The sequence below is a fragment of the Neobacillus sp. B24 genome, from assembly GCF_055381825.1.
In genome coordinates, this window is the sequence record NZ_AP035777.1 from 2,528,952 (window position 1) to 2,552,021 (window position 23,070).

A 23,070-nucleotide genomic window follows, 5' to 3' on the forward strand; every position below is an offset into this window, starting at 1 on the left:
TTAAAAATAATGGCTATTTTGGAGGATCTATTTGTGGAAATAGGAATCAGTACCTTTGTTGAAACAACACCAGACCCTAGGACCGGTGAGGTCATCAGTCACGCCCAGCGCTTGCGGGAGGTGGTAGAAGAAATAGTTCTTGCCGACCAGGTTGGGCTCGATATCTTTGGAGTCGGTGAGCACCATCGCAAAGATTATGCGGCATCTTCACCAGCCATTGTCCTTGCCGCTGCGGCATCGCAAACAAAACGGATTCGTTTAACAAGCGCGGTGACTGTTCTTTCATCTGCAGACCCGGTTCGGGTGTATCAGGATTTTGCCACCCTTGACGCCATTTCTAACGGACGGGCTGAGATTATGGCAGGACGTGGTTCATTTATCGAATCGTTCCCGCTGTTTGGGTATGATTTAAAGGACTATGATGAGCTTTTTGATGAAAAATTAGAGCTGCTGTTAAAAATTCGTGATTCTGAGATCGTGAATTGGACTGGAAAATATCGCCCGGCCATTTATAATCGTGGTGTTTATCCAAGACCTGTGCAGGACCCGCTTCCTGTCTGGATTGGCAGCGGCGGAAATACGCAATCTTGTGTTCGTGCTGGACTGCTGGGCCTGCCATTGGTATTAGCGATTATTGGCGGGAGACCGGTACAATTCGCACCGCTTGTTCAGTTGTATAAGCGAGCTGCGGAACGGGCAGGTCATGATGGTTCGAAGTTGCCGGTAGCATCACATTCACACGGTTTTATAGCAGAAACTACTGAAGAAGCAGTTGAAAAGTTTTTCCCATCCACTCAACAAGCAATGAACGTCCTTGGCCGGGAGCGGGGCTGGGGCCATTATGACATTTCCAGCTTCAATGCTGCCCGCAGCTTTGAAGGAGCGTTGTACGTAGGGGATCCGGAAACAGTTGCTGCCAAGATTATTCAACTCCGCAAAAATGTTGGCATCACTCGCTTTATGCTGCATTGCCCTGTCGGAACCATGCCGCATGAGGATGTTATGAAATCGATTGAACTGTTAGGTAAAGAGGTCGCACCGCGTGTTCGTGAGGAAGTAGCAAAGTGGGAAGCGGAGCAAAATCAAAACTAAATGAAGTAGTAAACGGTCTGGCAGGTGAGTGCCAGACCGTTTTTTTTCGGACGCGGGAGATGTTCCGTTTATTATTTAACAAAAGCAGCATGTTGCCGTCGGGCTTGGATTTATGGCTTTTGGGGCAGTAACCACCATTTTTCAAGCAAGGAGAGAAACCGTTTCAAGAAGAAGACCTCATCGAAAACATCCATCTTTTAAATAATCACTACCCAAGGCTTTCTTATGGTAGAAGGCCTTTTTCTTTTTCAGTAAAATTGGAAACGCCTCCAATCCAAAAAATAAATCCATTTGTGAAAAATAGGAGTATAATTGAAATTTAGATTAGCAACGAATAGGGGAAGAGAGCATTGGAGAAACAAAGCAGCAAGTATCGGTGGGTTGTGTTTGCCGCCGTCTTATTTTCTTATTTTTTAATCGTCAGTCAACGGACTGCACCGGGTCTAATCACCGATCAATTAATGAAGGATTTCAATATTACCGCTTCAACAATCGGATTATTGGCAAGCATTCAGTTTCTGGCTTATGCGGGATTGCAAATACCAATCGGCATTTTGTCAGACCGATATGGGCCGAACTTTTTCTTAATTATCGGGACCATCCTCAATGGCTTGGGAACAGTTATTTATAGTCTGGCGCATCACGAATCCGTGCTTATTCTCGCCAGATTGCTGGTAGGAATGGGTGATGCCACGATCTGGGTTAACTTGGTGCTGATCTTAAGCCAATGGTTTAGGGCACAGGAATTTGTGCGATTGCTCGGCTTTGCCGGAATGGCCGGCAGCTTTGGGTTCCTGATGGCGACTGTTCCATATGCCTCATGGATTGCAGTGTCCGGGTGGAGACCTCCATTTTTTATTACCGGACTGCTGCTGTGCGCGTTAGGGTGTTTGCTATATTTTGTGCTTGAAAAAAAATCGAATCAATTATTCAAAAAAGACAAAGGTATAGGGAAGAAAAAGAGAAGTCACGAAAAAGTGGTTCCGTTATTACGAAGGATCTTTTCTACCCGGCAGGCATGGGCGGCATTTTTATGTCACTTTGGCCTGGTAGGAACTTATGTGGGCTTCATCGGGTCTTGGGCAGTTCCTTACGGTATGCATGTGTATGAAATGTCTCGTTCGGCTGCCAGTCAATTAATCATGTTCGGCCTGTTTGGTGCCCTTGTCGGTGCCCCGTTAACAGGATGGATTTCAAGCCGGCTTGGTACTATTAAAAAGCCTTATGTTTTGGCTCATATCATCGTCTTTATAAGCTGGGCTGTATTTCTATTGTTTGATGGTAAGCCGCCATTCTATTTGCTATTGGTACTATTTTTCATCATTGGTTTCGGGAATGGAGCAAGCTCCTTAACATTTGCCGTCGTCCGGAAGTCCTTTCCAATGAAAGAAGTCGGTGTGGTTTCAGGATTCGCCAATACCGGTGGATTTTTAAGCGCCGTCCTATTGCCCTACTTTTTTGGAAAAGTAATCGACCATTTCCAGCTTGAATCAAGCAACATCGCCTACTACTACGGGTTGTTTATTCCAATCACCTTCACCATGATTGGCCTGATTGGCGGTATCTTAATCAGGGAAAAACAAAAAGAAACCAGTACGGTAACGGAAATATCGGCTTAGGAAGCAGAGGATTCTCTGCTTCTTTTTTATGGGAAAAAGCAGCAGACGGTTTTCCACTTAACTTATTAGTGGACCGGATGAGGCTTTCTTTTTACTTTACATTTCCTTTATTTTGATTTAAAATATCTCTAATTCAAGATAATAATTTTTATCTCTGTTATTGATACTAAATAAAAAAGGATGATTAATATGGATAAATTTCATGGATCACCAAATGTTTATGTTGGAGAGATTAATATCAACGTTAAAAACCTGGAATATTCGTTGACTTTTTATCAGAATATAATTGGTCTAAAGGTATTGGAAAAGACGGAGCGAAGAGCTGTCTTAACAGCGGATGGCAAGACGGCACTTGTGACGATCGAACAACCAGCAGATGTTATTGCCAAACCGGAGCGCACGGCCGGTTTATATCATTTTGCGATTTTGCTGCCGTCTCGCGCGGACCTATCAGTGTTTTTACGTCATCTGCTGCAAACCGGCTACCCGCTTGGTGCTGCCGACCACTATGTCAGTGAGGCGTTATATTTGAATGATCCGGATGGAAATGGGATTGAGGTTTATCGTGACCGTCCATCGGATGAGTGGAATTGGAAAAACGGGTTAGTTGACATGGCTACAGAACAACTGGATGCTGAGGGGATTTTGGCTGAAAGTAATGCCGAATGGACTGGACTGCCGGCAGGAACGATTATGGGCCATCTCCACCTTCATGTGGGCGATGTGAAAAAAGCGGAGGAATTTTATACAAAGGGACTAGGGTTTGAGGTAGTAAGCTACTATCCGCAGGCAGCCTTCCTTTCGACAGGAGGGTATCACCACCACATTGCCATCAACACCTGGCAAGGAGCAGGGGCACCTACACCACCGAAAAATAGCGTGGGGTTAAATTGGAGTACACTCGTTTTCCCACATCACGAGGCGAGAGCTGAGGCGATTGACCGCCTGGAGAAAATGGGGGTTACTGTTACTCCGGAAGCAGAATACTTTGTGACAAGTGATCCATCGGGAAATCAATTTAGACTGGTTATTTAATGATGGTATGCGACAGTAAAAACGGGTCATCCGAAAGTTGGAGAGTGCTATGCGACAGTAAAATGGGGTCATCCGCCAATTGAGATTTACCGCTTGAGAGGAAAAAATGGTTATCCGAGAGAAAAGTGTTGCTATCCGAGAGTAAATCGGGCTTATCCGAGAGTAAACAAGTATAGAAGGATACCGCCCCTAGACGGTATCCTCATATTTATCGATTGGCTTCCTTCATCACTTCACAATAAAACTTGATTGCATTCAAATAATTCTCCACGCTGACGTGTTCGTTTGTTCCGTGCATGCGATTTAAATCATCGGATGTAATTTGCACTGGCAGGAACCGGTAGGTGTTTTTCGAAACGTAATCATAGTGCTTGGCATCAGAGCCTGCAAACATTAAGTAAGGGGCGACAACGGCATCCTGATATACATTTCTCGCCGCTTGCTGAACCGTTTTGAATTCCCGGCCATTAACTGACGACACCTTTGTTGCTTCACTTCCGGAAACAGTAACTTTAATATCCTCATCGTCTATCGTATCTTTTATAAAGGTTTCCACATCATCCAAGGAATCACCGGGCATTAGCCGAAGGTTGATAATCGCCGAAGCCTTTTCCGGCAAGGCATTGTACTGTTCGCCTGCTTGAAAAATTGTCGGGGCAATTGTAGTCCTTATTAAAGCAGCTGATGCGGGCTTCCCGAGCAAGATTTTTTCAATAACCGGTTCATATATCATTTTGTTGGCAAAAACATACTTCATGCCAAAGTTCATTTCTGGAGCCACGAACTCAAATAAATCTTCACCGGGGCCCCTAAGGTCGCCCTTGAACTGGGTATTTTCCAGCTTTGCAATCGCGCTGGCAATTCTGCCAATGTTGGTATGGTCCTTTGGTTGGGAGGAATGGCCGCCGCTGCCTTCAATCGATAGTTCTGCTGTCGCCGAGCCTTTTTCTGAAATACCAACAACCCCAACAGGCTGTTTGACACCCGGAACCATGTTTTCGACGATGGCGCCACCCTCGTCCAAAACGAAATCAAACCTGACCCCTCGGTCTTTTAATGTCTTGGAAATTACATTAGCGCCTTCATCCCCGCCAATTTCCTCATCAAAACCGAACATCAAATACAGGTCTCGCTCTGGTTTGAAGCCATCCTTTAACAAATGCTCGGCCGCCTCCAAGATTCCTATGACACCGATTTTGTCATCTAGTGTACCTCGGCCCCAGACTTTTCCGCCAGCAACCTCACCGCTGAATGGACCATGCTCCCACTTGTCTTCCGTTCCTTCCAAAACAGGAACAACATCGTAATGGCTCGTCAATCCAATCGGATTTTTGGAAGAATCGGACCCCTTCCATTTATAAACCAGGCCGTAATTATTGATTACTTCCCGTTCCAACTGTTTATGTACCTCCGGATAGCTTTCTTTTAAGTATTCAATAAACTTATCAAATTCCTTGAAGTCAAACTTACTCCGATCCTGATAGGAAACCGTTTTGAAAGTAATCGCTTTTGATAAATGTTCGACAGCCTGTTTTTCTTCGACAGCTACATTTGTAGGACTTGGGGACGGCTGTTTTGATTTAACAGTAAAGGCATTGAAAACGGTACCAATAATGAATAGACCAATAACCGCGACGATAGCCAGAAATAATTTTCTTTTTTTCATAAAATTCCTCCAATCATATATTTGTATTTTAATATAATTGGAGGTTTTGGAATAGTTAGATTTTTATGAATTTGTTTTTGCGTTGTGGGAGAAGCTAAAATAGGTTAATAGGAGTTGATAAAATGTCTCAACAATACGAACTAGCGACATTCGCAGGCGGCTGTTTCTGGTGTATGGTTTCACCTTTTGATGAACAGCCGGGGATAAAAGAAGTTATATCGGGCTTTACCGGAGGACATTCGGAAAATCCAACATATGAAGAAGTGCGTTCAGATACAACAGGACACTATGAGGCGGTCCAAATCACATTAGACCCAGCCGTATTCCCTTATGAAAAATTACTGCGGATTTTTTGGCAGCAAATCGATCCAACCGATGAAGGCGGGCAATTTAATGATAGGGGATCATCGTACCGTACAGCGATTTTTTATCATAATGACAAACAGAAGGAATTAGCGGAAGCTTCTAAAAGGGAACTCGCAGCAAGCGGTCGTTTTAAAAACCCGATTGTAACGGAAATCCGGCCGGCAGGACCATTTTACCCTGCAGAGGAAAAGCATCAAAACTATTATAAAAAAATACCTTTTCATTATAATCATTATTTTGAAGCTTCCGGACGGGCAAAATTCATTCGGGAAAACTGGAAAAAGCGTAAAAGCGATGAAGAGCTGCGCATGGAACTATCGCCTTTGCAATACTCGGTAACAAAGGAAAATGCAACAGAGCCGCCGTTTAAAAATGATTACTGGGATCATACCGAGGAAGGAATTTATGTTGATATCATCTCGGGTGAGCCACTGTTTAGCTCGACAGATAAATATGATGCCGGTTGTGGCTGGCCAAGCTTTACTAAACCGCTTCGACGGATTGAATTGGAGGATCGGTTTGATACCTCCCATGGTTTACGGCGGATTGAGGTGCGCGCCAAAACATCCGATTCGCATCTGGGGCATGTATTTGACGACGGGCCGGGCCCTGACCGTGCAAGGTATTGCATCAATTCGGCTGCATTGCGATTTATACCAAAGGACAGGTTAGAAGAAGAGGGATACGGGGAATATAAAAAACTGTTTGATAATGATTAGAATTTGCGTGGGGGAATGATTGGTGACCGATAACTAGGTAAGAACAAGGTTTGGGTAGCCAATCAAGGGTATTGGCCACCAAAACCCTATTAAATATGCCACCTCCAATACTATTCAGCATTTTAAAAAAATTATTGACACTAAACTACTTTCCTGCAATAATAAACAAGAACTTAATACTGGTACCTTTAATTCAGTCCCGTGAGGCTGACAAGGACAACGGAAATTATGACAACCAATGGGTTTCGAGCCATTAACTTTGCCCATGGGTTTGTCATAACAAAGAAGCTTCTTGTCAGAAATGGCAAGAAGCTTTTTTTGTAGAATCGAAGGCTTCCTTCGGTACCAGTTCAAACCAAAATTTTATTTACAACTGGAGGAATTGGTATGAAAAAAGTAGATTTGGATTTTTCACTGCAGCCTGTGCCACAGGCAAATCGGAATGGATTTTGGAACATGCTCGTCGTAATGCTCGGGCTGACATTCTTCTCGGCAAGTATGTGGTCTGGCGGGTCACTGGCAAAAGGACTGGATTTCAAAGAATTTATCTTGATTGTCCTTGCAGGAAATCTTATTCTTGGTCTCTACACAGGTGCACTTGCCCATATCGCGGCAAAAACCGGCCTATCAACCCACTTGCTTGCACGATATGCTTTCGGTGAAAAAGGCTCGTATCTTTCATCGTTTTTACTAGGGGCCACTCAAGTTGGCTGGTTCGGAGTCGGTGTAGCGATGTTTGCCGTCCCGGTCCAAAAAGTAACTGGTTTGGACACATACCTTTTAATCGGTATCGCTGGAATAGCGATGACCGCAACAGCGTTCTTCGGTATCAAGGCACTTGCCATTCTAAGTTTCATCGCGGTCCCATCCATCGTCGGATTAGGCGGCTTCTCAATGGTTAAAGCAACAGAAACAATCGGTGGAGTAAGCGGATTATTCGATTATCAACCGACGGCATCGATGGGAATGGCTGCAGCGCTAACGATCTGTATCGGTTCCTTCATCAGCGCCGGTTCATTAACACCAGACTTTGCCCGCTTCGCGAAAACGAAACGTTCAGCGGTAACATCTACAGTCATTGCTTTTTTTATCGGCAATTCCCTAATGTTCCTGTTCGGAGCGGTTGGAACCATTGTTACCGGCCAAGCAGATATTTCGGAAGTCATGTTTATCCAAGGACTCATTGTTCCGGCCATCATCGTCCTTGGCTTCAACATTTGGACAACGAACGACAACGCATTATATGCTTCCGGACTTGGATTCTCAAATATTACTAAAATTAAAAAAAGCAAAATGGTTATTTTTAACGGGATTGTCGGAACGATTGCCGCCATGTGGTTATATAACAACTTCGTCAACTTCTTAACAATTTTAGGGTCGACATTGCCATCCATCGGCGCGATTATCCTGGCTGACTTCTTTATCATAAATCGCGGCAAGTATCCGAAATTTGAAGGCATGAAATTTAAAGCAGTCAATTGGATTGCCATCTTGGCATGGGTTGCCGGTGTAGTGCTGGCGAAGTATATGCCGGGCATCCCGCCAATCAACGGACTTTTAGGATCTGCCATTATCTATGTAGCCATAACGAAAATAACCGAACAAGTAAAAGTAATGAACTATGCAACTGACATGAAAAAGGTGGGCTAATCGATGATAATCAAAAATGCAAAACTTCGAGGAAAAGACGGACTTTGGCACATCGTGGTAGCCAATGGAAAAATTGTAAAACTGACTCAATCGCTTGAAAACTGGGAAGGTCACGAGGTCATCGATGTTGATGGTTCCCTTGTCCTGCCGCCATTCATTGAGCCTCACATTCACTTGGATACCACCTTAACGGCAGGGGAGCCGGAGTGGAATATTAGTGGGACACTTTTTGAAGGGATTCAAAGATGGTCGCAGCGTAAAGAAACGTTAACACATGAAGATGTGAAAAACCGGGCAAAAACCGCTTTAAAATGGCAGATGGCCCAAGGCATTCAGCATGTCCGTACACATGTGGATGTAACGGATCCGGATTTAACCGCGTTAAAAGCAATGCTTGAAGTAAAAGAAGAAATTTCACGAAACATCGATTTACAGATTGTCGCATTCCCACAGGAAGGAATCTTGTCCTATCCTAACGGTGAGGAGCTACTGGAAGAAGCGTTGAAAATGGGCGCCGATGTAGTCGGAGGAATTCCGCATTTTGAATTCACACGAGAATATGGCGTCGACTCCTTGAAAAAGGCATTCCAACTGGCGGAAAAATATGACCGCCTTGTTGATATCCATTGCGATGAAATCGATGATGAGCAGTCGCGTTTCGTGGAAGTGGTCGCAGCTGAAGCACATGCCCGCGGTTTTGGTTCCAAGGTAACCGCAAGCCACACCACGGCGATGGGGTCATATAATGATGCATATGCCTACAAGTTATTTAGATTATTAAAATTGTCTTCGATAAACTTTGTCGCCAACCCACTTGTGAACATTCACCTGCAGGGAAGATTTGATACGTATCCTAAACGCCGGGGAATTACACGTGTTAAGGAATTGCTCGAAGCCGGATTGAATGTGAGCTTCGGTCATGATGATATTTTCGACCCATGGTACCCGCTGGGAACTGGCAACATGCTTCAAGTATTGCACATGGGAATCCATGTTTCACAGCTAATGGGTTACGACCAAATCTTGAATTCAATTGATTTGATTACAAAAAATAGTGCCCGTACGCTAAATATTGAAGACATGTACGGAATTGAAGAAGGCAAACCTGCTAACTTCATCGTTTTAGCAGCGGAAAATGAATATGAAGCCATCCGTAAGCAGGCCGTAGTGCGTTATTCAATCCGTAACGGTCGAATCATTGCAGAAACGAAGCCAAGCGAAACCACTCTCACATTAGGTGATACTCCAGAAATCGTCAATTACAAAAAATAATGATTAAATGCCACAGTTCCTCTGACTGTGGTATTTTTTCATAATAATTTCACTTTTTAGAATAGTTGTCGATGGTAAAATAAGGTAAAGGAAACTAATTCAAAAAGGGAAGTGTGTTTATGAAAACCAAGCTTTTTCTTTTCATAGCATTGTTTTCGATTTTATTAGTGGGCTGTACTGGTGGTTCATATGTGATAACCACAGGCTCTGTAGAAAGTTCCTCTAATTCTATCAGTGGTAATTATAGTAAATTTTCAGGATATTACTACAAAGAAGTTAAATTCGCCAAAGGAGATAATATCAATTTTACCTATTTAATTTCTACAAATGATGGAAAACTTTCTGCTAAACTGCTTGATTCCTCAGGAGATGTCATAGAAAAAATCACTAAGGATACCACAATTACTATTCTCAAAGAAGATACGTACAAAATTCAGGTAAATGCTAAAGATCACAAAGGAAGTTTTATCATTTCGTGGGATGAAGATTAGTTATCAGTCTCAATTGTGCTTGGGGGAGTGGTATGTATGAAGGTATTATTGGAATTAGTATCGGAATAAGTTTCAATTTAGTGTGGTATACCGGGAAAGGCAGAGAGAAATTTACTAGAAAGGTGACATCCCTGCTAATTTCTGGCTCCATCCTCCTATTAGTCTTGCCGCCGCTATTAAGTTACTTATTTAGTTAGCGAAAAATTTTTAATGCCACAGTACTATAGACTGTGGTATTTTTATTGAAAGGAAAATTTTGGAGGGACCCCTGCTGAAATATTTACTCTTTATATTGGCTGATCTCGGTTTAAAGTATTTGATATGGATTCTATCAGGAGGAGAGGTGCTTTTTCCAGAACATGAAGGGGATCAAGCGTTCATGTTCACTATCTATACTGCAGCAGTTTTAATGTTGGGCTATTCTATATGGTTATTAAAAAGGAACGCAAACAAGATCTATACTACAACATGGTTTGCCCTAATGATATTCCAACTGCTCCTTTTTATCTTTTATTCTATGTACAGTCGCTTTAGTAACTCCTCAGTTTTCCTATTTTTAAACTGGGATTATCTGCTTTGGGAGCTAGTTGTTCCTGCCTTTTTAATATCTGTCCAACTAATCTTTTATCTGGTGTATAGTTTGATGAAAATCTTTAAATGGAGATGAATCATCATGGGTAAGCGAATAATCGGTTTCCTATTTATTATGTTACTTAATCTAGCCGGCTGTGGGCTGGAAACAAAAACACTTTCAGAGTTTTACGGGCGAGATTTGGATCGTGTTACGAAAATCGTCATCCTTGATGGAAGTACCGGGTATAAAAAGACGATTAACGATAGTAAGGTTATCGATGAATTTATTAATGAGATAAAGGATATTAAGTTTATTCCGGAAGATAATCAAGAAAAACGGGATGGATATCGATACGCCATTACTTTATTCGAAAAAGGCGAGAAAACTTTTCAATTTACCCCGATTGAGATAGATGACCACTATTACCATACTGAACCCGATATCCATCACATTTTGGACAGTTTTTATATGAGACAAGAGGTAAAAGAAGGTAGTAATGAAGATTAACTGAAAGTTGATATAGCCTGTCAGTTCAAAACTGGAGTCTCTATGGGTTTTATAAAAGGTGGATAGAGCTCTACAAAGGAAGAATCGGGAGTCTGCTATCACTATAAAAGGTTCATAAAGCCCGTCCAGGGAAGAATCAAGAGTCCGCGGTCACTATAAAAGCTTCATAAAGCCCGTCCAGGGAAGAATCAAGAGTCTGCGGTCACTATAAAAGGATTCATAATCCCGCCAACAATTGAAATACGAACTTTATCGGCCCTATGAATAGGGTAGGGGAAGATAATGGCTATAAGTTATTATCTCCCCAGCCACATCTTCCTTCCAGCTTCTAATTCCCTATATAAATTACCCTTGAGTTGAAATTTTACCAGCCAGAAATCTTTTTCCCATAATGAACAATCCACTTCAAAATGGTGCAGAAGTTCCAACATCGAGATAATTTCAGAAGCTTCAATTTCTATGACCTCATTTTTATGGCATAGCGCAAATTCATTGTGACCAAAAAGAGCAACAGGGCATTTTACCGGAATATCCCCTTCCCAGCATAGGTATTTCTCAGAATAAATAAATCCCTCAAATGTGACTGTCATAATTTCCTCCTAATATTTCATGCATTCTACTAAATTTTACGATTTAAAGGCGGGTTTGCGAATCTAATCCTCCCTTTTTTCTTTTATAAAACATTGGTATCCTAGTAAATATGGATTTGAAAATTTTCCCTTAATAGGAATTTTAATAAACCTTAAGAAAATCTTAAGATTTATACTAAGTTAGTTTTAAGATTTAATGTTTAGGATAGAGACATGAAAGGGTAGAAAGAAGGCGGAGGAAATGACTAATTATAATGTGCTTGTCGTGGATGATGAAAAGGAAATCCGTGATGCGATAGAAATATACCTTAAAAATGAAGGCATTACTGTGCTCAAAGCACAGGACGGAATCGAGGCGCTGGAGATTTTAAATGAACGAACAGTACACCTGATTGTTCTCGATGTCATGATGCCAAGACTCGACGGAATTTCCGCAACCTTTAAAATTAGAGAAAAACAAAATATCCCCATCATTATTTTAAGTGCAAAAAGTGAAGATACCGATAAGATTCTCGGGCTACAGGTTGGTGCCGATGATTATGTCACCAAACCGTTCAATCCGATGGAGCTTGTTGCCCGCGTGAAATCGCAGCTGCGCAGATATGTGACCCTAGGAACGTATAATGGCATTAAAAAAGTCATCGATCTAAACGGGCTGACGTTGGACCAGGCGGCAAAGGAAGTATCCATAAACGGCGAGCCCGTCAAGTTGACACCGATCGAATACAAGATTGTCGAGTTATTAATGACAAATGCCGGACGTGTTTTTTCGATTGATGAAATTTACGAACGGGTTTGGAAGGAACCTGGCTATAACGCGGAAAATACCGTGGCGGTACATATTCGAAAAATCCGTGAGAAAATTGAGATCGATCCGAAGAATCCAAGATTTTTGAAGGTGGTGTGGGGCATTGGGTACAAAATGGAAAAGTAGTATCATCCTATATATTTGGACTTTCTTTTTAACATTTGCACTGAGTGGAATTTTTACCTTTCTCGTATCAGGTCAACGGTACACAAATCAGGACTATTTTCACACCCCAGAGTTTCAATCCCAAATGGACGAAATGGCCTCCTATATAGCCATGTTTGAATTAAATAACACAACCCCGGAGGAGGCAAAAGCAGCGATTACTGTCAGCCAAGAAGAAATTGATGAGCATCGTTTTCGCTATGGCGATTTAAATGTGCAAATTTCCAGTATTAAAGCACAATATGAACCCCGGATTCAGGATGCCAAAGACGCTAATAACGAAGAAGTCGCTAATGCCTACATAAAGGAAAGGGACACAAAGATTGACGACATCAGCCAAAATTTTTCCAGCGATGACCATGTACGTCAAAAGATTATCAAAGAAAAAGAAACAAAAATAGATAAATTTTTTAAAGACCGAGAGCAATATCGCTCAAATTTTTCAAGGTACAGCAAGGCGTTTACCTATTATTATAAAGACCCGAAGACCGAGGAGGTCTATACAAACCAACCTGATTCGGCGCAAGAGGGCCTGAAGCAAAAAGACATGGTTTACGTAACCGACTTTTCAATTCCGAGCGATTACTTTATCCATTATGGCTCAGGAGGATATGAGGAACTTTCAGAAGCATTGACGGCGGCAAATAAAAATGTAACTTATGAAGGACAGCTGGGTATCGCTAAAACCGTCCCTGATTCAAACTTTCTTATGAATGAATACAACAACTTTAAACAGAATCAGATCATCTTGTTGATTTACGGCTTGACAAGTGGTGTCGTTCTATTATTGTGCCTGTTTTTTTCAAGGAGGATGGCCGGTGTACATGCTGAATTGGCAAAATGGCGGCCTTACTATAACAAGCTTCCAATTGATGTAAGGGGAGCGCTGTTAGCGGTAATGGCGATTGTGGCTGTGGTTCTGCTGTTTGTCTTGAGTGACAGCATATCCTATCTTCCGCTAAATCCTTATTTCTCTAATGGAATAGAAATTGCCTTCAATCTGGTTATGGCTGCTTTAGTGATTATGGTGGCGTATGTTCAAGTGAAATTCTTTATTGCAGATATTCGAGATTGGCCTAGTATGAAAGTCCAGTGGGATAATAGCCTTTTGAAAAAATCCTGGAAAATGACGAAGGAATTTTCTGCCAAGGTAAAGGAAAGCCTGGTCGAAGCATTTCTTGTTCAAAGTACGGGTGTACAGGTATTCATTTTGTTAGCAGCCGTATTTTTTATTGGCATGGCGGCTGTGATTATTACGGTCGATCCGGTTTTTCTCTTATTCTATGTGGTATTGTTGGCAGCAGCTGGCGTTCCGCTGGGCATGTTCCTTGTTAAAAAGCTTGGTTATTTTAACCGGATTGTTCAAAAAACAAATGAACTCGCTGCTGGGAAACTGGGTGAAGATCTCCCGGTTAATGGGAAATCAGTGTTTGCGACGCTTGCCGGAAATATCAATGTGTTGAAGCAAGGAGTAAAGCAATCCCAGTCGGAGCAAGCCAAGAGTGAGCGGTTGAAAACGGAGTTAATTACGAATGTCAGCCATGATTTACGAACTCCGTTAACTTCCATTATCACTTATTCACAGCTGTTAAAAGAGAGTGATTTGTCTGCTGAAGAACGGGCAGCTTACGTCGAAATTATTGACCGGAAATCAAAACGGTTAAAGGTGCTCATCGACGATTTATTTGAAGTATCAAAAATGGCCAGCGGCAATATTGAGCTTGTGAAAGAACGAGTGGATTTAAACCAGCTGTTAGAGCAGGCACTTGCTGAATACGACGAAAATATTCAATCGTCAAGCCTGCAATTCCGGGTGACAAAAGCTGGTGAGCCAGTATATGCGCTTGTGGATGGACAAAAGCTGTGGCGCGTGTTTGATAACCTGATTGGGAATATCTTGAAATATTCATTGGAAAATTCACGGGTATATGTAGCAATTAAGACAGTGGATGACAAAGCTATTCTGACGTTTAAGAATGTTTCTAAATATGAACTCAGCGACAATGCCGATGAATTATTTGAAAGGTTTAAACGTGGTGATACCTCGCGTCATACAGAAGGGTCCGGCCTTGGTCTCGCGATTGTGAAATCAATTATCGATCTTCACGAAGGAAAAATGGATATCGAGGCGGACGGGGATTTATTTAAAGTGACGATTACTTTATGGATAGAGAGTTAATGAACTAGTTTTTAGAGTGAGAGAGGGGGAGGACAAGATGGTAGTGGATTTTTCAGAGATTTATTCTATGTACTATAAACGACTGTATCTTATCGCATATTCCATTACAAGAGACCGATATTTTGCAGAAGATATCGTCCAGGAAACGTTTATTAAGGCAATGAACAAATTGGATAGTATTGAAGAGGAACGAAAAATGGGGGCTTGGCTGTCAGTGATTGCCACCCGGACGGCGATTGATTTTATTCGTAGGGAAAAGAAAAGAAGTGCTGTTCTGATGGACCAGAAGACGCTCGAGTTCATCGGCAAGGAAATGAACCAAAACGTATTGCAAGAGGTGGAAGCGTCCTGTTTGTTCGATTCAATTAGAAGTGCAGCCAGCAAGCTGTCCCACGAGCAGCAAGGGCTATTGTCGCTCAAAGTGTTGAAGGGCTTGAAAGAAGAGGAAATCGCCCATTTATTGCAGTTAAACCCATGCACGGTAAAAACCAAGATTTATCGGGCGCGGAAAAAACTAAGAACGCTGGTGTTTGAGACGAAAATTGCTTAGGATTTGAAGAAGCTGCAGGACACCACGGGGACGGTTCTGGTGGGAACCGGGAGCCACTAGAACCGTCCCCATGGAGCCTCTGAAAAATAAACGGAAGAATTCCGGCTAAATTGGGAAATACCCATATTTCCTTAAAAATAGGGGAAGTTTTTCCGTTTATATTATCAAAATCTTCGAATTTTGCCTTTTTTAGAGCAGTTAGACGGAATTTCTCCCCTTATATCCGCTTCTTAGGTATCCCCTACCTACATTAGCAGGAAATTCTCCGCCTATTAATTCACATACTAGTCTAGCCTTACAAATTATCACAATTTAATCTGCAAGTAGCGGTAATTTATCCCGTGGTTATAGCTGCCGTCACCTATAAATAGCAGAGTTTTTTCCTATCACCATAGTCTAAATACCGAGTTTGTCTCATATGATGTAAGCGCATACATTCGCAATCAAGCGGAAGTGGAGGAAACAATATGAGTCAAACAGTTATTGAAGGACCGTGGGTTGGTCAAAATCAGCCTTTGGACTTGGAGAAGCCGGGCAAAAGAGAAATGTGGTCGTACGGAATTGGCAGCTTTGGGATATTTTCCGTCACGACGCTAATCAGTTCATTTTTAACCTTTTATTACACAGATGTCGTAGGACTCGCAGGCGGATTGGTCGGAACGATGATGATGGTTGCCCGCCTGTTTGATGGAATCACGGATGTCTGGATGGGGTCCATTGTTGACGGCACGAAATCGAGGCATGGAAAGGCGAGGCCTTGGCTGCTTTGGATGTCCGTACCGCTCGGGATTACCATTGTGGCTTTATTTTCCGTTCCCGACCTTGGATTGACTGGAAAAATCGTATATGCCTATATCACCTACATGCTGTTTATTCTCCTGTATACGGCCGTGTCTATCCCATACAAAACGTTATTAGGCGTGATGACGCAGCACCAGCATAGCCGCTCATTATCTAACATCTATTCCACGATTTTCACAATGATTGGAACCCTCATCGTCATGACCTTCACACAGCCGATGTCAAAATTAATCGGGTGGACAGGACTCGCTTCTTTTTATGGAATTCTATCCGTTGTCACTCTTTATATCACCTTCCGTTCCGTGAAAGAAAGAGTAGGAACAACCTCGGAAGGATCAGAAAAGATTCCATTTTCCACCGGCTTCAAAGCCTTATTGAAAAATAAATATTGGATTATTATCACGATTTTTTGCGTCACCTTCTACACAACAATATGCCTTGTGCAAGGGGCCGGACTCTATTATGCCCAATGGGTGATTGGTGACATCAACAAGTTTCCGATTATTGGTCTAACTTTGACAGCACCGATGATTTTAGGATTATTTTTCATTGGTCCGTTGGTGGCCCGATATGGAAAACGAAATGTTGCCATTATCGGGGCATTTATAGCGATTATTGGCCAAATTATTAAATGGGTTGACCCGAGTAATTTGCCGGTATTCTTAGTGGGTAGCGCCATTGCCGGATTCGGGGTAATGCCGACGCTCGGTCTCATCATTGCCATGGTCAACGACACAGTTGAATACGGGGAGTATAAAACAGGGCTGCGCACAGAAGGACTAGTGAACAGTGCAGCAAGTTTTGGGATGAAATTTGGCACCGGGCTTGGTCTGGCCTTGGTAGGCTGGCTGCTCGGCATCGGCGGATACGTGGGTGGAGCAGCAGAACAGCCTGATTTAGCTATTTCCATGATAAAAGCGGTAAACATTCAAATCCCGCTCGCGTTAGCTGTTATACAGATCATCCTCATGTTAATGTTTAAAATTGATAAAGAATATCCAGCGATAGTGAAGGAACTGCAAAGGCGGAAAACAAAATAGGATTCAGAATTTATTTGTAAAAAGTAAGCAAAATAAAAGGGTAAATTCAACTAAGGAGGCTTTTGCAGTGTCCAAGAAAAAGTTTACACCCTCGCCGGAAGTAGACCAAAAAAAATTACTGGATGACAAAGTGAAACAGGCCCGGGCAAACAATTTTGAAGATGACCATACACGCCGGGTTACGCCAAACGGAGCAGATGGGCAATAGAAAAAACGAAGGGGAGCAGTCCTCTTCGTTTTTTATGTGGTTCGATATTGATGTTTGAGTTGATAAATCATTTGTTCAGAAATAGCAGTATAGCCTTTAGTATTCGGGTGGACTCCATCAGCAGAGAGATTATCAAGATTTTCCCCGTTAATCACCTTGGTTGTCTCGACAACCACCGATGAACTCACTCCATTGGCAGCTTCATAGATCTTTAGATTCCATTTTGGCAGCAATTGATCGGCAAGAGAGTAAAGGTTGTCATTCGGTGCCAGTGGATTGTATTGTTCAAGAAATACAATCGTGGCGTCAGGATTGACCATTTTTATCTTCGCTGTCATTTCTGATAAGTTTTTCGAAAAATTGTCCTGCAATTGACTAAACGTTTGAAAAACGGTGGTGAGATCTTGGCCGGCGGCACCATCGAGAATATCATTTCCGCCCACGTTAATGGTAATAATGTCCGCCTGGTTGATTTCCTCATCAAACTGACCAGACTGAACCAGGTTGTTTAATTCACTGCTAGTAATTCCGTTGATCCCCTCGTTTTGAGATTGAATCTGTTTGTTGATTTGCTTGCCTAATTTAGCAGAAAATTGGGAGATCAAATCCTTATTTTGTTCCGCACCGTATCCGTGGATCACCGAATCACCTAGCGCCAAATGATGGATTACAGCAGACTTTGAATGACCAAAATAATCTATATAGGAGACCTTTGCAGATTCCGAACTGACAGTTTGCTTTTTCATCTTATGAATTTGATATTGTGGATAATAAACCCAAGATGCAACTCCGAGGCCGATGAGTAACAGAAACAATATCAGATATTTTAATATTTTCATAGTATCACCTCTTAATTCTCCTATTATAGCAGGGATAAATAAAAGAGGTAATGAGAAGTAGTTTCCAATTGGTGCGTTTAATCTCGATAATAAAAGCTTAAAATAAGCAAAAATAGGTCTGGCGTGGTGACTTTGAATTTTATTGTTGAAGGGTTTCTCCTATTAATTACAAGTGTAGTGTTATTAAGATTTACTGGGAAAAAATCGATTGCTCAGATGACAAATTTGGAGACGGTTATTGTATTGGCAATCGGCACAACAATGGGGCATGCAATCAAGGAGAATAAATTTTGGCAGGTGATCCTCCTTTTAATTTTTTTCGGGATTTTCTTAATTGTTTTTCAAAAAATCCAGATGAAATCGAGTAAATTCGAACGATACATGATTGGTGAAGCAACTTTGGTAATTAATGATGGAAAAATAATTATGGAAAACTTGAAGAAATTGCGATTGACGGAAGGACAGCTGGAAATGAGATTGCGGCAGAAAGGGATATCTTACGTTTCTGATGTGAAAATAGGAACCATTGAATCGGATGGCGAACTCGGTTACGAATTAATGCCTCAGGCGAAACCTGTCACCCAAGAGCAGCTAGTCCAACTATTGAATCAACAGGAGTCTTCGGGGAGTACGCAATCAAAAGGGGAAAATATTTTTGATCAGGTTGTCAGGAATAATAAATAGCTATGTGCCCGAAAAAGTATCGAGGACATAGCTATTTTTCAAATAACCGTTTCTCCAATCTTAAGGACCTTCAGTTGTTGGGCTGGCAGGTTTAATTTCTCCCACTCGCGATAGAGCCGGTCCAATGCTTCGGGGCCAGTATCATCCGCCAATCGATAGGCCCCGTAATGCATGGGTACGAACACCTTTGCCTCCAGTTCTAGAAAAGCTTTAATACTATCTTCTGGATTAATATGGGAAACTCTCATAAACCATTCTGGTTCATAAGCTCCAATTGGCATAAACACTGTATCAATGTTAAACCTCTGGCCAATTTCCTTAAACCCGGAGAAATACCCGGTGTCTCCGACGAAATACATCGTTTCATCTGGGCTTTCAAAAACAAACCCACCCCAGTGTGAAGTATTGGTATCGGTCATACTCCGGCGCGTCCAATGCTGTGCCGGGACAAAGTGGACTAGTATTCCTTCATATTCAACCTCATCCCACCAATTCATTTCAATGACCTTTTTATAACCTTTTCTAACAAAAAGCGACTTCATGCCAACAGGAACAAAAAATTGAGGATTTCCTTTTAATTTTTTCAAAGTAGGGAAGTCCAAATGGTCATAATGGCCATGAGAAATGACTACGGCATTAATTTCGGGCAAATCGCCTAAGGCCAAACCTGGTTCCGTCAGCCGTTTTTGAAAACCCATACGCTGAGCCCAAACCGGGTCTGTTAGAATATTTAACCCGTTTAATTGAATGAGAAACGTGGAATGACCAATCCAGGTATACGAGGTTAAAGTCCGGTTTTCCCGGATTTCCTCACCCTGCTTTACTGGTGATTGCGGAATCTGAATCGATAAATCCTTCACCTTACTCCGTCTTTCCTTGTTCCACTTCAGCATATCTTTAAATGATTTTGTATTTGACACATTATCTAAATTTGAATATCGTACCCGCATCATTTCACCTGATTATCTTTTTGAAAAAATTATAACAGCAATATTTTGGTAAGGGAACCTAGTGAAATGGTAAAATTAAGTAACAATAGGAAAAAGGGGGCTACGAGTTGACAGTTACATACAAATCTAGAGCAGAAGTACCTCAACAGGAAAAATGGAATTTCGCGGATATCTATCCTTCTATCGAAAAATGGGAAGAGGATTATGTGTTCATTCAATCGATGACGGAAAAATTAAATCAATATGACGGCACCATTCAAAATGGGGCGTCTCTGTATCAATTTTTATCGGAAAAAGAAGAGGTTTCCAGCAAATTTAACCTGGTTTATGTATATGGAATGCTGCAAACGGACGTGGACACACGTGATACAGAAGCGCAATCGCTGGTTGACCGTGCCAAGCAGTTGGCTGTGAAACTGAATGCGGCCACATCGTTTTTCATGCCATTTCTTTTAAGCCTGGATGAAAGCACATTAAAAGAATACATTCGCGAGGAACCGCGTCTCGACTATTTTGAAAAAGATTTATTCGAGTCTTTCCGTTACAAGCAGCATGTATTAAGTAAGGAAAAAGAAGAGATCTTGTCCAATTTGGGGGAGGCACTCTCGGCTCCAAGTAACACCTATAGTATGTTGAATAACGCCGATATTAAGTTTGGCGAAGTAACCGTGGAAAATGGCGAGAAGGTCGAATTGACCCGCGGCATGTACTCCAAGTTGATTGAGGATGAGGATCGGGATAAGCGGAGGGAAGCTTACAAAGCATACTATCAGCCATATGTACAATTGAAAAATTCGATTGCCTCTACATTGGCAGCCAGTGTCAAGACAAACGTTACGCTATCTAGACTGCGAAACTATCCGTCCGCATTGGAAAAGGGCTTGTTCGGGGATATGGTTCCAAAAGAAGTCTATGAAAACCTGATCGAGGCAACAAAAGCGAATATCGGTCCGATGCACCGCTATGCTGTGATCCGAAAGGAAAAGCTGGGGGTCGACGAGCTGCGTCAATATGACCTGAATGCGCCATTAGTGGACGGAGTAAAAATGGAAATCTCCTATGATGATGCCTATGAAACGATCCTTGAGGCATTGGCTCCGCTTGGTGAGGATTATTTGACTACGTTGAAATCGTTCAAGGACCTGCGTTATATCGATGTCCGCGAAACACCAGGTAAGCGCTCCGGTGCCTATAATCTCGGTGTTTACGGTGTTCACCCGTTTGTCCTGTTGAATCAGCATGACGATTTGGACAGCATGTTTACGATGATTCACGAATTCGGTCATGCGATGCATTCATATTACTCAAGCTCACATCAGCCAAGGATTTCCGCAGGCTACAGCATTTTCGTCGCTGAAGTAGCCTCAACCGTCAATGAAGTGTTGCTAATTAACTATTTATTGAAAAAAGAAACCGATCCTGGTATTCGTAAATATTTATTAAACCATTTTATCGACCAGTTTAGGGGCACGTTCTTCACCCAAGTCATGTTTGCTGAATTTGAAAAAACTACCCACGAACTGGCGGAAAGCGGCCAGCCACTCAATGCAGATGTGTTCAGCAAAACGTATGAATCCCTATTCCGCCAGTACAACGGCGACGAGATCGTGTTTGATGACGAGGTTAAATACGGCTGGGCAAGAATCCCGCATTTTTACCGTCCGTTTTATGTCTACAAATACGCAACCGGCTTTGCCTCTGCGATACATATCGCAGAAAAGCTATTGACCGGCGATGAAGAAGCACTTGGGGCTTATCTAGAGTTTTTGAAAAGCGGGAGCTTGGACTACCCGCTTGAACTGCTAAAGAAAACAGGTGTGGATTTGACTACGCCAGAGCCAATTGACAATGCGTTGAAGCGGTTCGGGGAGCTGATTGAGGAATTTGCGGCTTTATAGAAGAGTCTATATTAAAGACAATTTCCCCCTTTATAAGGGGAATTTCGTCTTTGATATTCCAGAAAAATCCAAATCAAAGACAATATACCCTGATATCTAAAGAGTTTTGTCTTTAAGAGGCTGGATCAAAGACAATATCCTTCGTTACGAAGATAGTTTTGTCTTTTATATTCCAGAAAAATCCAAATCAAAGACATTTTTCAATTTATTACCTTGTATTGCTATTGAAAAAATAGATAAAAAATTCCCGAGGACTCGTAAAATCCTCGGGAATTTTCACTATATAGAGGCTGCACGCTGTTCCTCAAGCCGTTCCAATATTCTTCTTTTCCGATACAACATGATCCCGGCCTCGGCTACATCGCCAATCGAAGAACGATTGACGAAAGCTCCAAAGATCATGCCGGCAATCGGAACCATCTGCAACAGCTTTTTCCAGCCGAAATTATCCCGGTAGGTCATTACAACCTCACGCCAGCCTTGCAATTGTGAAATCACGCGCTTTTTTTCTGCACCTTGGTCATAGGCCGACAGTTCTTCTAGAATCGCCTTTTTTCCAACGATGTCGGAGGAGGCAAATTGCAGGCATTTTACAATAAAAATACGCTCCGCCTTATCCTTCGGGTCATAGCCGTAGCAAAGAGCAATTTCTTGTAATGCTTTCAGTGATATCCCTAATATGAGCGGGATATCAATAGCAAGCGTGAAGATTCCCCCAATTCCGGTGGTTGCGCCCTGAACGGCAGCCAAATTCGCACGTGAGGTCTTCAGTTGTTGTGCCACTTCATCCATTTTGCTTAATGGGACATGCCGAAGGTCCTCCAGGGTTGAATTCTGTAAGTCGAACTTTTTATAAATACTTTCTTCACTGATTAAGTATTGCCCGCCAGTCTGGATGTAACTGCCCAACTCGTCGATGGCGACACCCATTTTCTCCTGAATAAACTTGGGTGTTAATTTATCCAAGAGCATAAACGGCAGCCGGCCGATTTTTTCCCAAAACCATAAGCCTTTTTGATCCTTTTCCCAGGCTTCAATCTTATGTAATTCTTCTTTTAAAATTTCTGCAGATTCCAATTCATTCAACTCCATCTTTCTTTGTCCACTTGTATATACGAACATAGTTAAAACTAGTTTCAACTTTGTGGGGAAAAATATGAAAGATGAAATATGCCTCTACGTGACCGAACAAGATGAAAACAGAATCCCACGGTCACGCAGCAGGGTTTTAATGAAAAAAGCTCCCTAGCAAAACAAGTATTAACATCGCATCAAATGGTACACCCATAATTGAAAAAACAAATTTCATTCTTTCCATTTTAATTCTACCTTTATTATTTGATGGTTACATCATAACCAGGAAGAAT

The 23,070-nt window shown here is 42.1% G+C and carries 20 protein-coding genes; 15 read left to right on the top strand and 5 right to left on the bottom strand.

Features of this window, described 5'->3' with window-relative positions:
* Nucleotides 1-33 precede the first annotated feature (33 nt).
* The 3 genes from ACZ43M_RS12490 (at nt 34) to ACZ43M_RS12500 (ending at nt 3,746) form a co-directional block, all read left to right on the top strand.
* Nucleotides 34-1,092 (top strand): LLM class flavin-dependent oxidoreductase, encoded by a 1,059-nt coding sequence (locus tag ACZ43M_RS12490; protein WP_464507730.1) that lies wholly within the window; start codon nt 34-36, stop codon nt 1,090-1,092.
* A gap of 350 nt (nt 1,093-1,442) precedes the next feature.
* Nucleotides 1,443-2,711, top strand: a complete 1,269-nt coding sequence (locus tag ACZ43M_RS12495) for an MFS transporter (protein ID WP_464507731.1) — start codon at nt 1,443-1,445, stop codon at nt 2,709-2,711.
* A 189-nt stretch (nt 2,712-2,900) separates the two neighbouring features.
* Nucleotides 2,901-3,746: a VOC family protein gene (locus tag ACZ43M_RS12500; RefSeq protein WP_464507732.1), complete on the top strand. Its 846-nt coding sequence runs from the start codon at nt 2,901-2,903 to the stop codon at nt 3,744-3,746.
* 208 nt (nt 3,747-3,954) lie between these two features.
* Here the strand turns inward: ACZ43M_RS12500 and ACZ43M_RS12505 are convergent, their stop codons facing one another.
* Nucleotides 3,955-5,412 (bottom strand): M20 family peptidase, encoded by a 1,458-nt coding sequence (locus tag ACZ43M_RS12505; RefSeq protein WP_464507733.1) that lies wholly within the window; start codon nt 5,410-5,412, stop codon nt 3,955-3,957.
* A gap of 122 nt (nt 5,413-5,534) precedes the next feature.
* Between ACZ43M_RS12505 and msrA the strand changes: the two genes are divergently transcribed.
* The 5 genes from msrA (at nt 5,535) to ACZ43M_RS12530 (ending at nt 10,991) form a co-directional block, all read left to right on the top strand.
* Complete coding sequence (gene msrA, locus ACZ43M_RS12510; protein WP_464507734.1) at nt 5,535-6,497, top strand: peptide-methionine (S)-S-oxide reductase MsrA; 963 nt, start codon at nt 5,535-5,537, stop codon at nt 6,495-6,497.
* Nucleotides 6,498-6,884: 387 nt separating this feature from the next.
* The gene (gene codB, locus ACZ43M_RS12515; RefSeq protein WP_464507735.1) at nt 6,885-8,147 is read left to right on the top strand and encodes a cytosine permease; all 1,263 of its coding nucleotides are present in this window, start codon (nt 6,885-6,887) and stop codon (nt 8,145-8,147) included.
* Nucleotides 8,148-8,150: 3 nt separating this feature from the next.
* The gene (locus tag ACZ43M_RS12520) at nt 8,151-9,419 is read left to right on the top strand and encodes a cytosine deaminase (RefSeq protein ID WP_464507736.1); all 1,269 of its coding nucleotides are present in this window, start codon (nt 8,151-8,153) and stop codon (nt 9,417-9,419) included.
* Nucleotides 9,420-9,538: 119 nt separating this feature from the next.
* Nucleotides 9,539-9,910 (top strand): hypothetical protein, encoded by a 372-nt coding sequence (locus ACZ43M_RS12525; RefSeq protein WP_464507737.1) that lies wholly within the window; start codon nt 9,539-9,541, stop codon nt 9,908-9,910.
* Nucleotides 9,911-10,583: 673 nt separating this feature from the next.
* A complete protein-coding gene (locus ACZ43M_RS12530; protein WP_464507738.1) occupies nt 10,584-10,991 on the top strand; it encodes a hypothetical protein in 408 nt (135 codons plus the stop codon).
* A gap of 296 nt (nt 10,992-11,287) precedes the next feature.
* Here ACZ43M_RS12530 and ACZ43M_RS12535 read toward each other — a convergent pair whose 3' ends face one another.
* Nucleotides 11,288-11,581 carry a hypothetical protein gene (locus ACZ43M_RS12535; protein ID WP_464507739.1) on the bottom strand — a complete coding sequence of 98 codons (294 nt, stop codon included), beginning with the start codon at nt 11,579-11,581 and terminating at the stop codon, nt 11,288-11,290.
* Nucleotides 11,582-11,822: 241 nt separating this feature from the next.
* Here ACZ43M_RS12535 and ACZ43M_RS12540 point away from each other — a divergent pair, with 241 nt between their 5' ends.
* The 5 genes from ACZ43M_RS12540 (at nt 11,823) to ACZ43M_RS12560 (ending at nt 17,332) form a co-directional block, all read left to right on the top strand.
* Nucleotides 11,823-12,515 carry a response regulator transcription factor gene (locus tag ACZ43M_RS12540; protein WP_464507740.1) on the top strand — a complete coding sequence of 231 codons (693 nt, stop codon included), beginning with the start codon at nt 11,823-11,825 and terminating at the stop codon, nt 12,513-12,515.
* Nucleotides 12,493-14,733: a histidine kinase dimerization/phospho-acceptor domain-containing protein gene (locus tag ACZ43M_RS12545; protein WP_464507741.1), complete on the top strand. Its 2,241-nt coding sequence runs from the start codon at nt 12,493-12,495 to the stop codon at nt 14,731-14,733. The genes ACZ43M_RS12540 and ACZ43M_RS12545 overlap by 23 nt, the downstream gene beginning before the upstream one ends.
* A 37-nt stretch (nt 14,734-14,770) precedes the next feature.
* The gene (locus ACZ43M_RS12550; RefSeq protein WP_464507742.1) at nt 14,771-15,283 is read left to right on the top strand and encodes an RNA polymerase sigma factor; all 513 of its coding nucleotides are present in this window, start codon (nt 14,771-14,773) and stop codon (nt 15,281-15,283) included.
* A 467-nt stretch (nt 15,284-15,750) separates the two neighbouring features.
* The gene (locus tag ACZ43M_RS12555; RefSeq protein ID WP_464507743.1) at nt 15,751-17,124 is read left to right on the top strand and encodes an MFS transporter; all 1,374 of its coding nucleotides are present in this window, start codon (nt 15,751-15,753) and stop codon (nt 17,122-17,124) included.
* Nucleotides 17,125-17,191: 67 nt separating this feature from the next.
* The gene (locus ACZ43M_RS12560) at nt 17,192-17,332 is read left to right on the top strand and encodes a hypothetical protein (RefSeq protein WP_464507744.1); all 141 of its coding nucleotides are present in this window, start codon (nt 17,192-17,194) and stop codon (nt 17,330-17,332) included.
* 32 nt (nt 17,333-17,364) lie between these two features.
* Here ACZ43M_RS12560 and ACZ43M_RS12565 read toward each other — a convergent pair whose 3' ends face one another.
* Entirely contained in the window at nt 17,365-18,171 is an 807-nt protein-coding gene (locus ACZ43M_RS12565) for a GDSL-type esterase/lipase family protein (RefSeq protein ID WP_464507745.1), read from the bottom strand.
* Between the two features lie 132 nt (nt 18,172-18,303).
* Between ACZ43M_RS12565 and ACZ43M_RS12570 the strand changes: the two genes are divergently transcribed.
* Entirely contained in the window at nt 18,304-18,855 is a 552-nt protein-coding gene (locus ACZ43M_RS12570) for a DUF421 domain-containing protein (protein WP_464507746.1), read from the top strand.
* 38 nt (nt 18,856-18,893) lie between these two features.
* Here ACZ43M_RS12570 and ACZ43M_RS12575 read toward each other — a convergent pair whose 3' ends face one another.
* A complete protein-coding gene (locus ACZ43M_RS12575) occupies nt 18,894-19,805 on the bottom strand; it encodes an MBL fold metallo-hydrolase (protein ID WP_464508015.1) in 912 nt (303 codons plus the stop codon).
* Nucleotides 19,806-19,912: 107 nt separating this feature from the next.
* Between ACZ43M_RS12575 and pepF the strand changes: the two genes are divergently transcribed.
* Nucleotides 19,913-21,703 carry an oligoendopeptidase F gene (gene pepF / locus ACZ43M_RS12580; RefSeq protein ID WP_464507747.1) on the top strand — a complete coding sequence of 597 codons (1,791 nt, stop codon included), beginning with the start codon at nt 19,913-19,915 and terminating at the stop codon, nt 21,701-21,703.
* A gap of 279 nt (nt 21,704-21,982) precedes the next feature.
* Here the strand turns inward: pepF and ACZ43M_RS12585 are convergent, their stop codons facing one another.
* A complete protein-coding gene (locus ACZ43M_RS12585) occupies nt 21,983-22,795 on the bottom strand; it encodes an EcsC family protein (RefSeq protein ID WP_464507748.1) in 813 nt (270 codons plus the stop codon).
* Nucleotides 22,796-23,070: the final 275 nt, after the last annotated feature.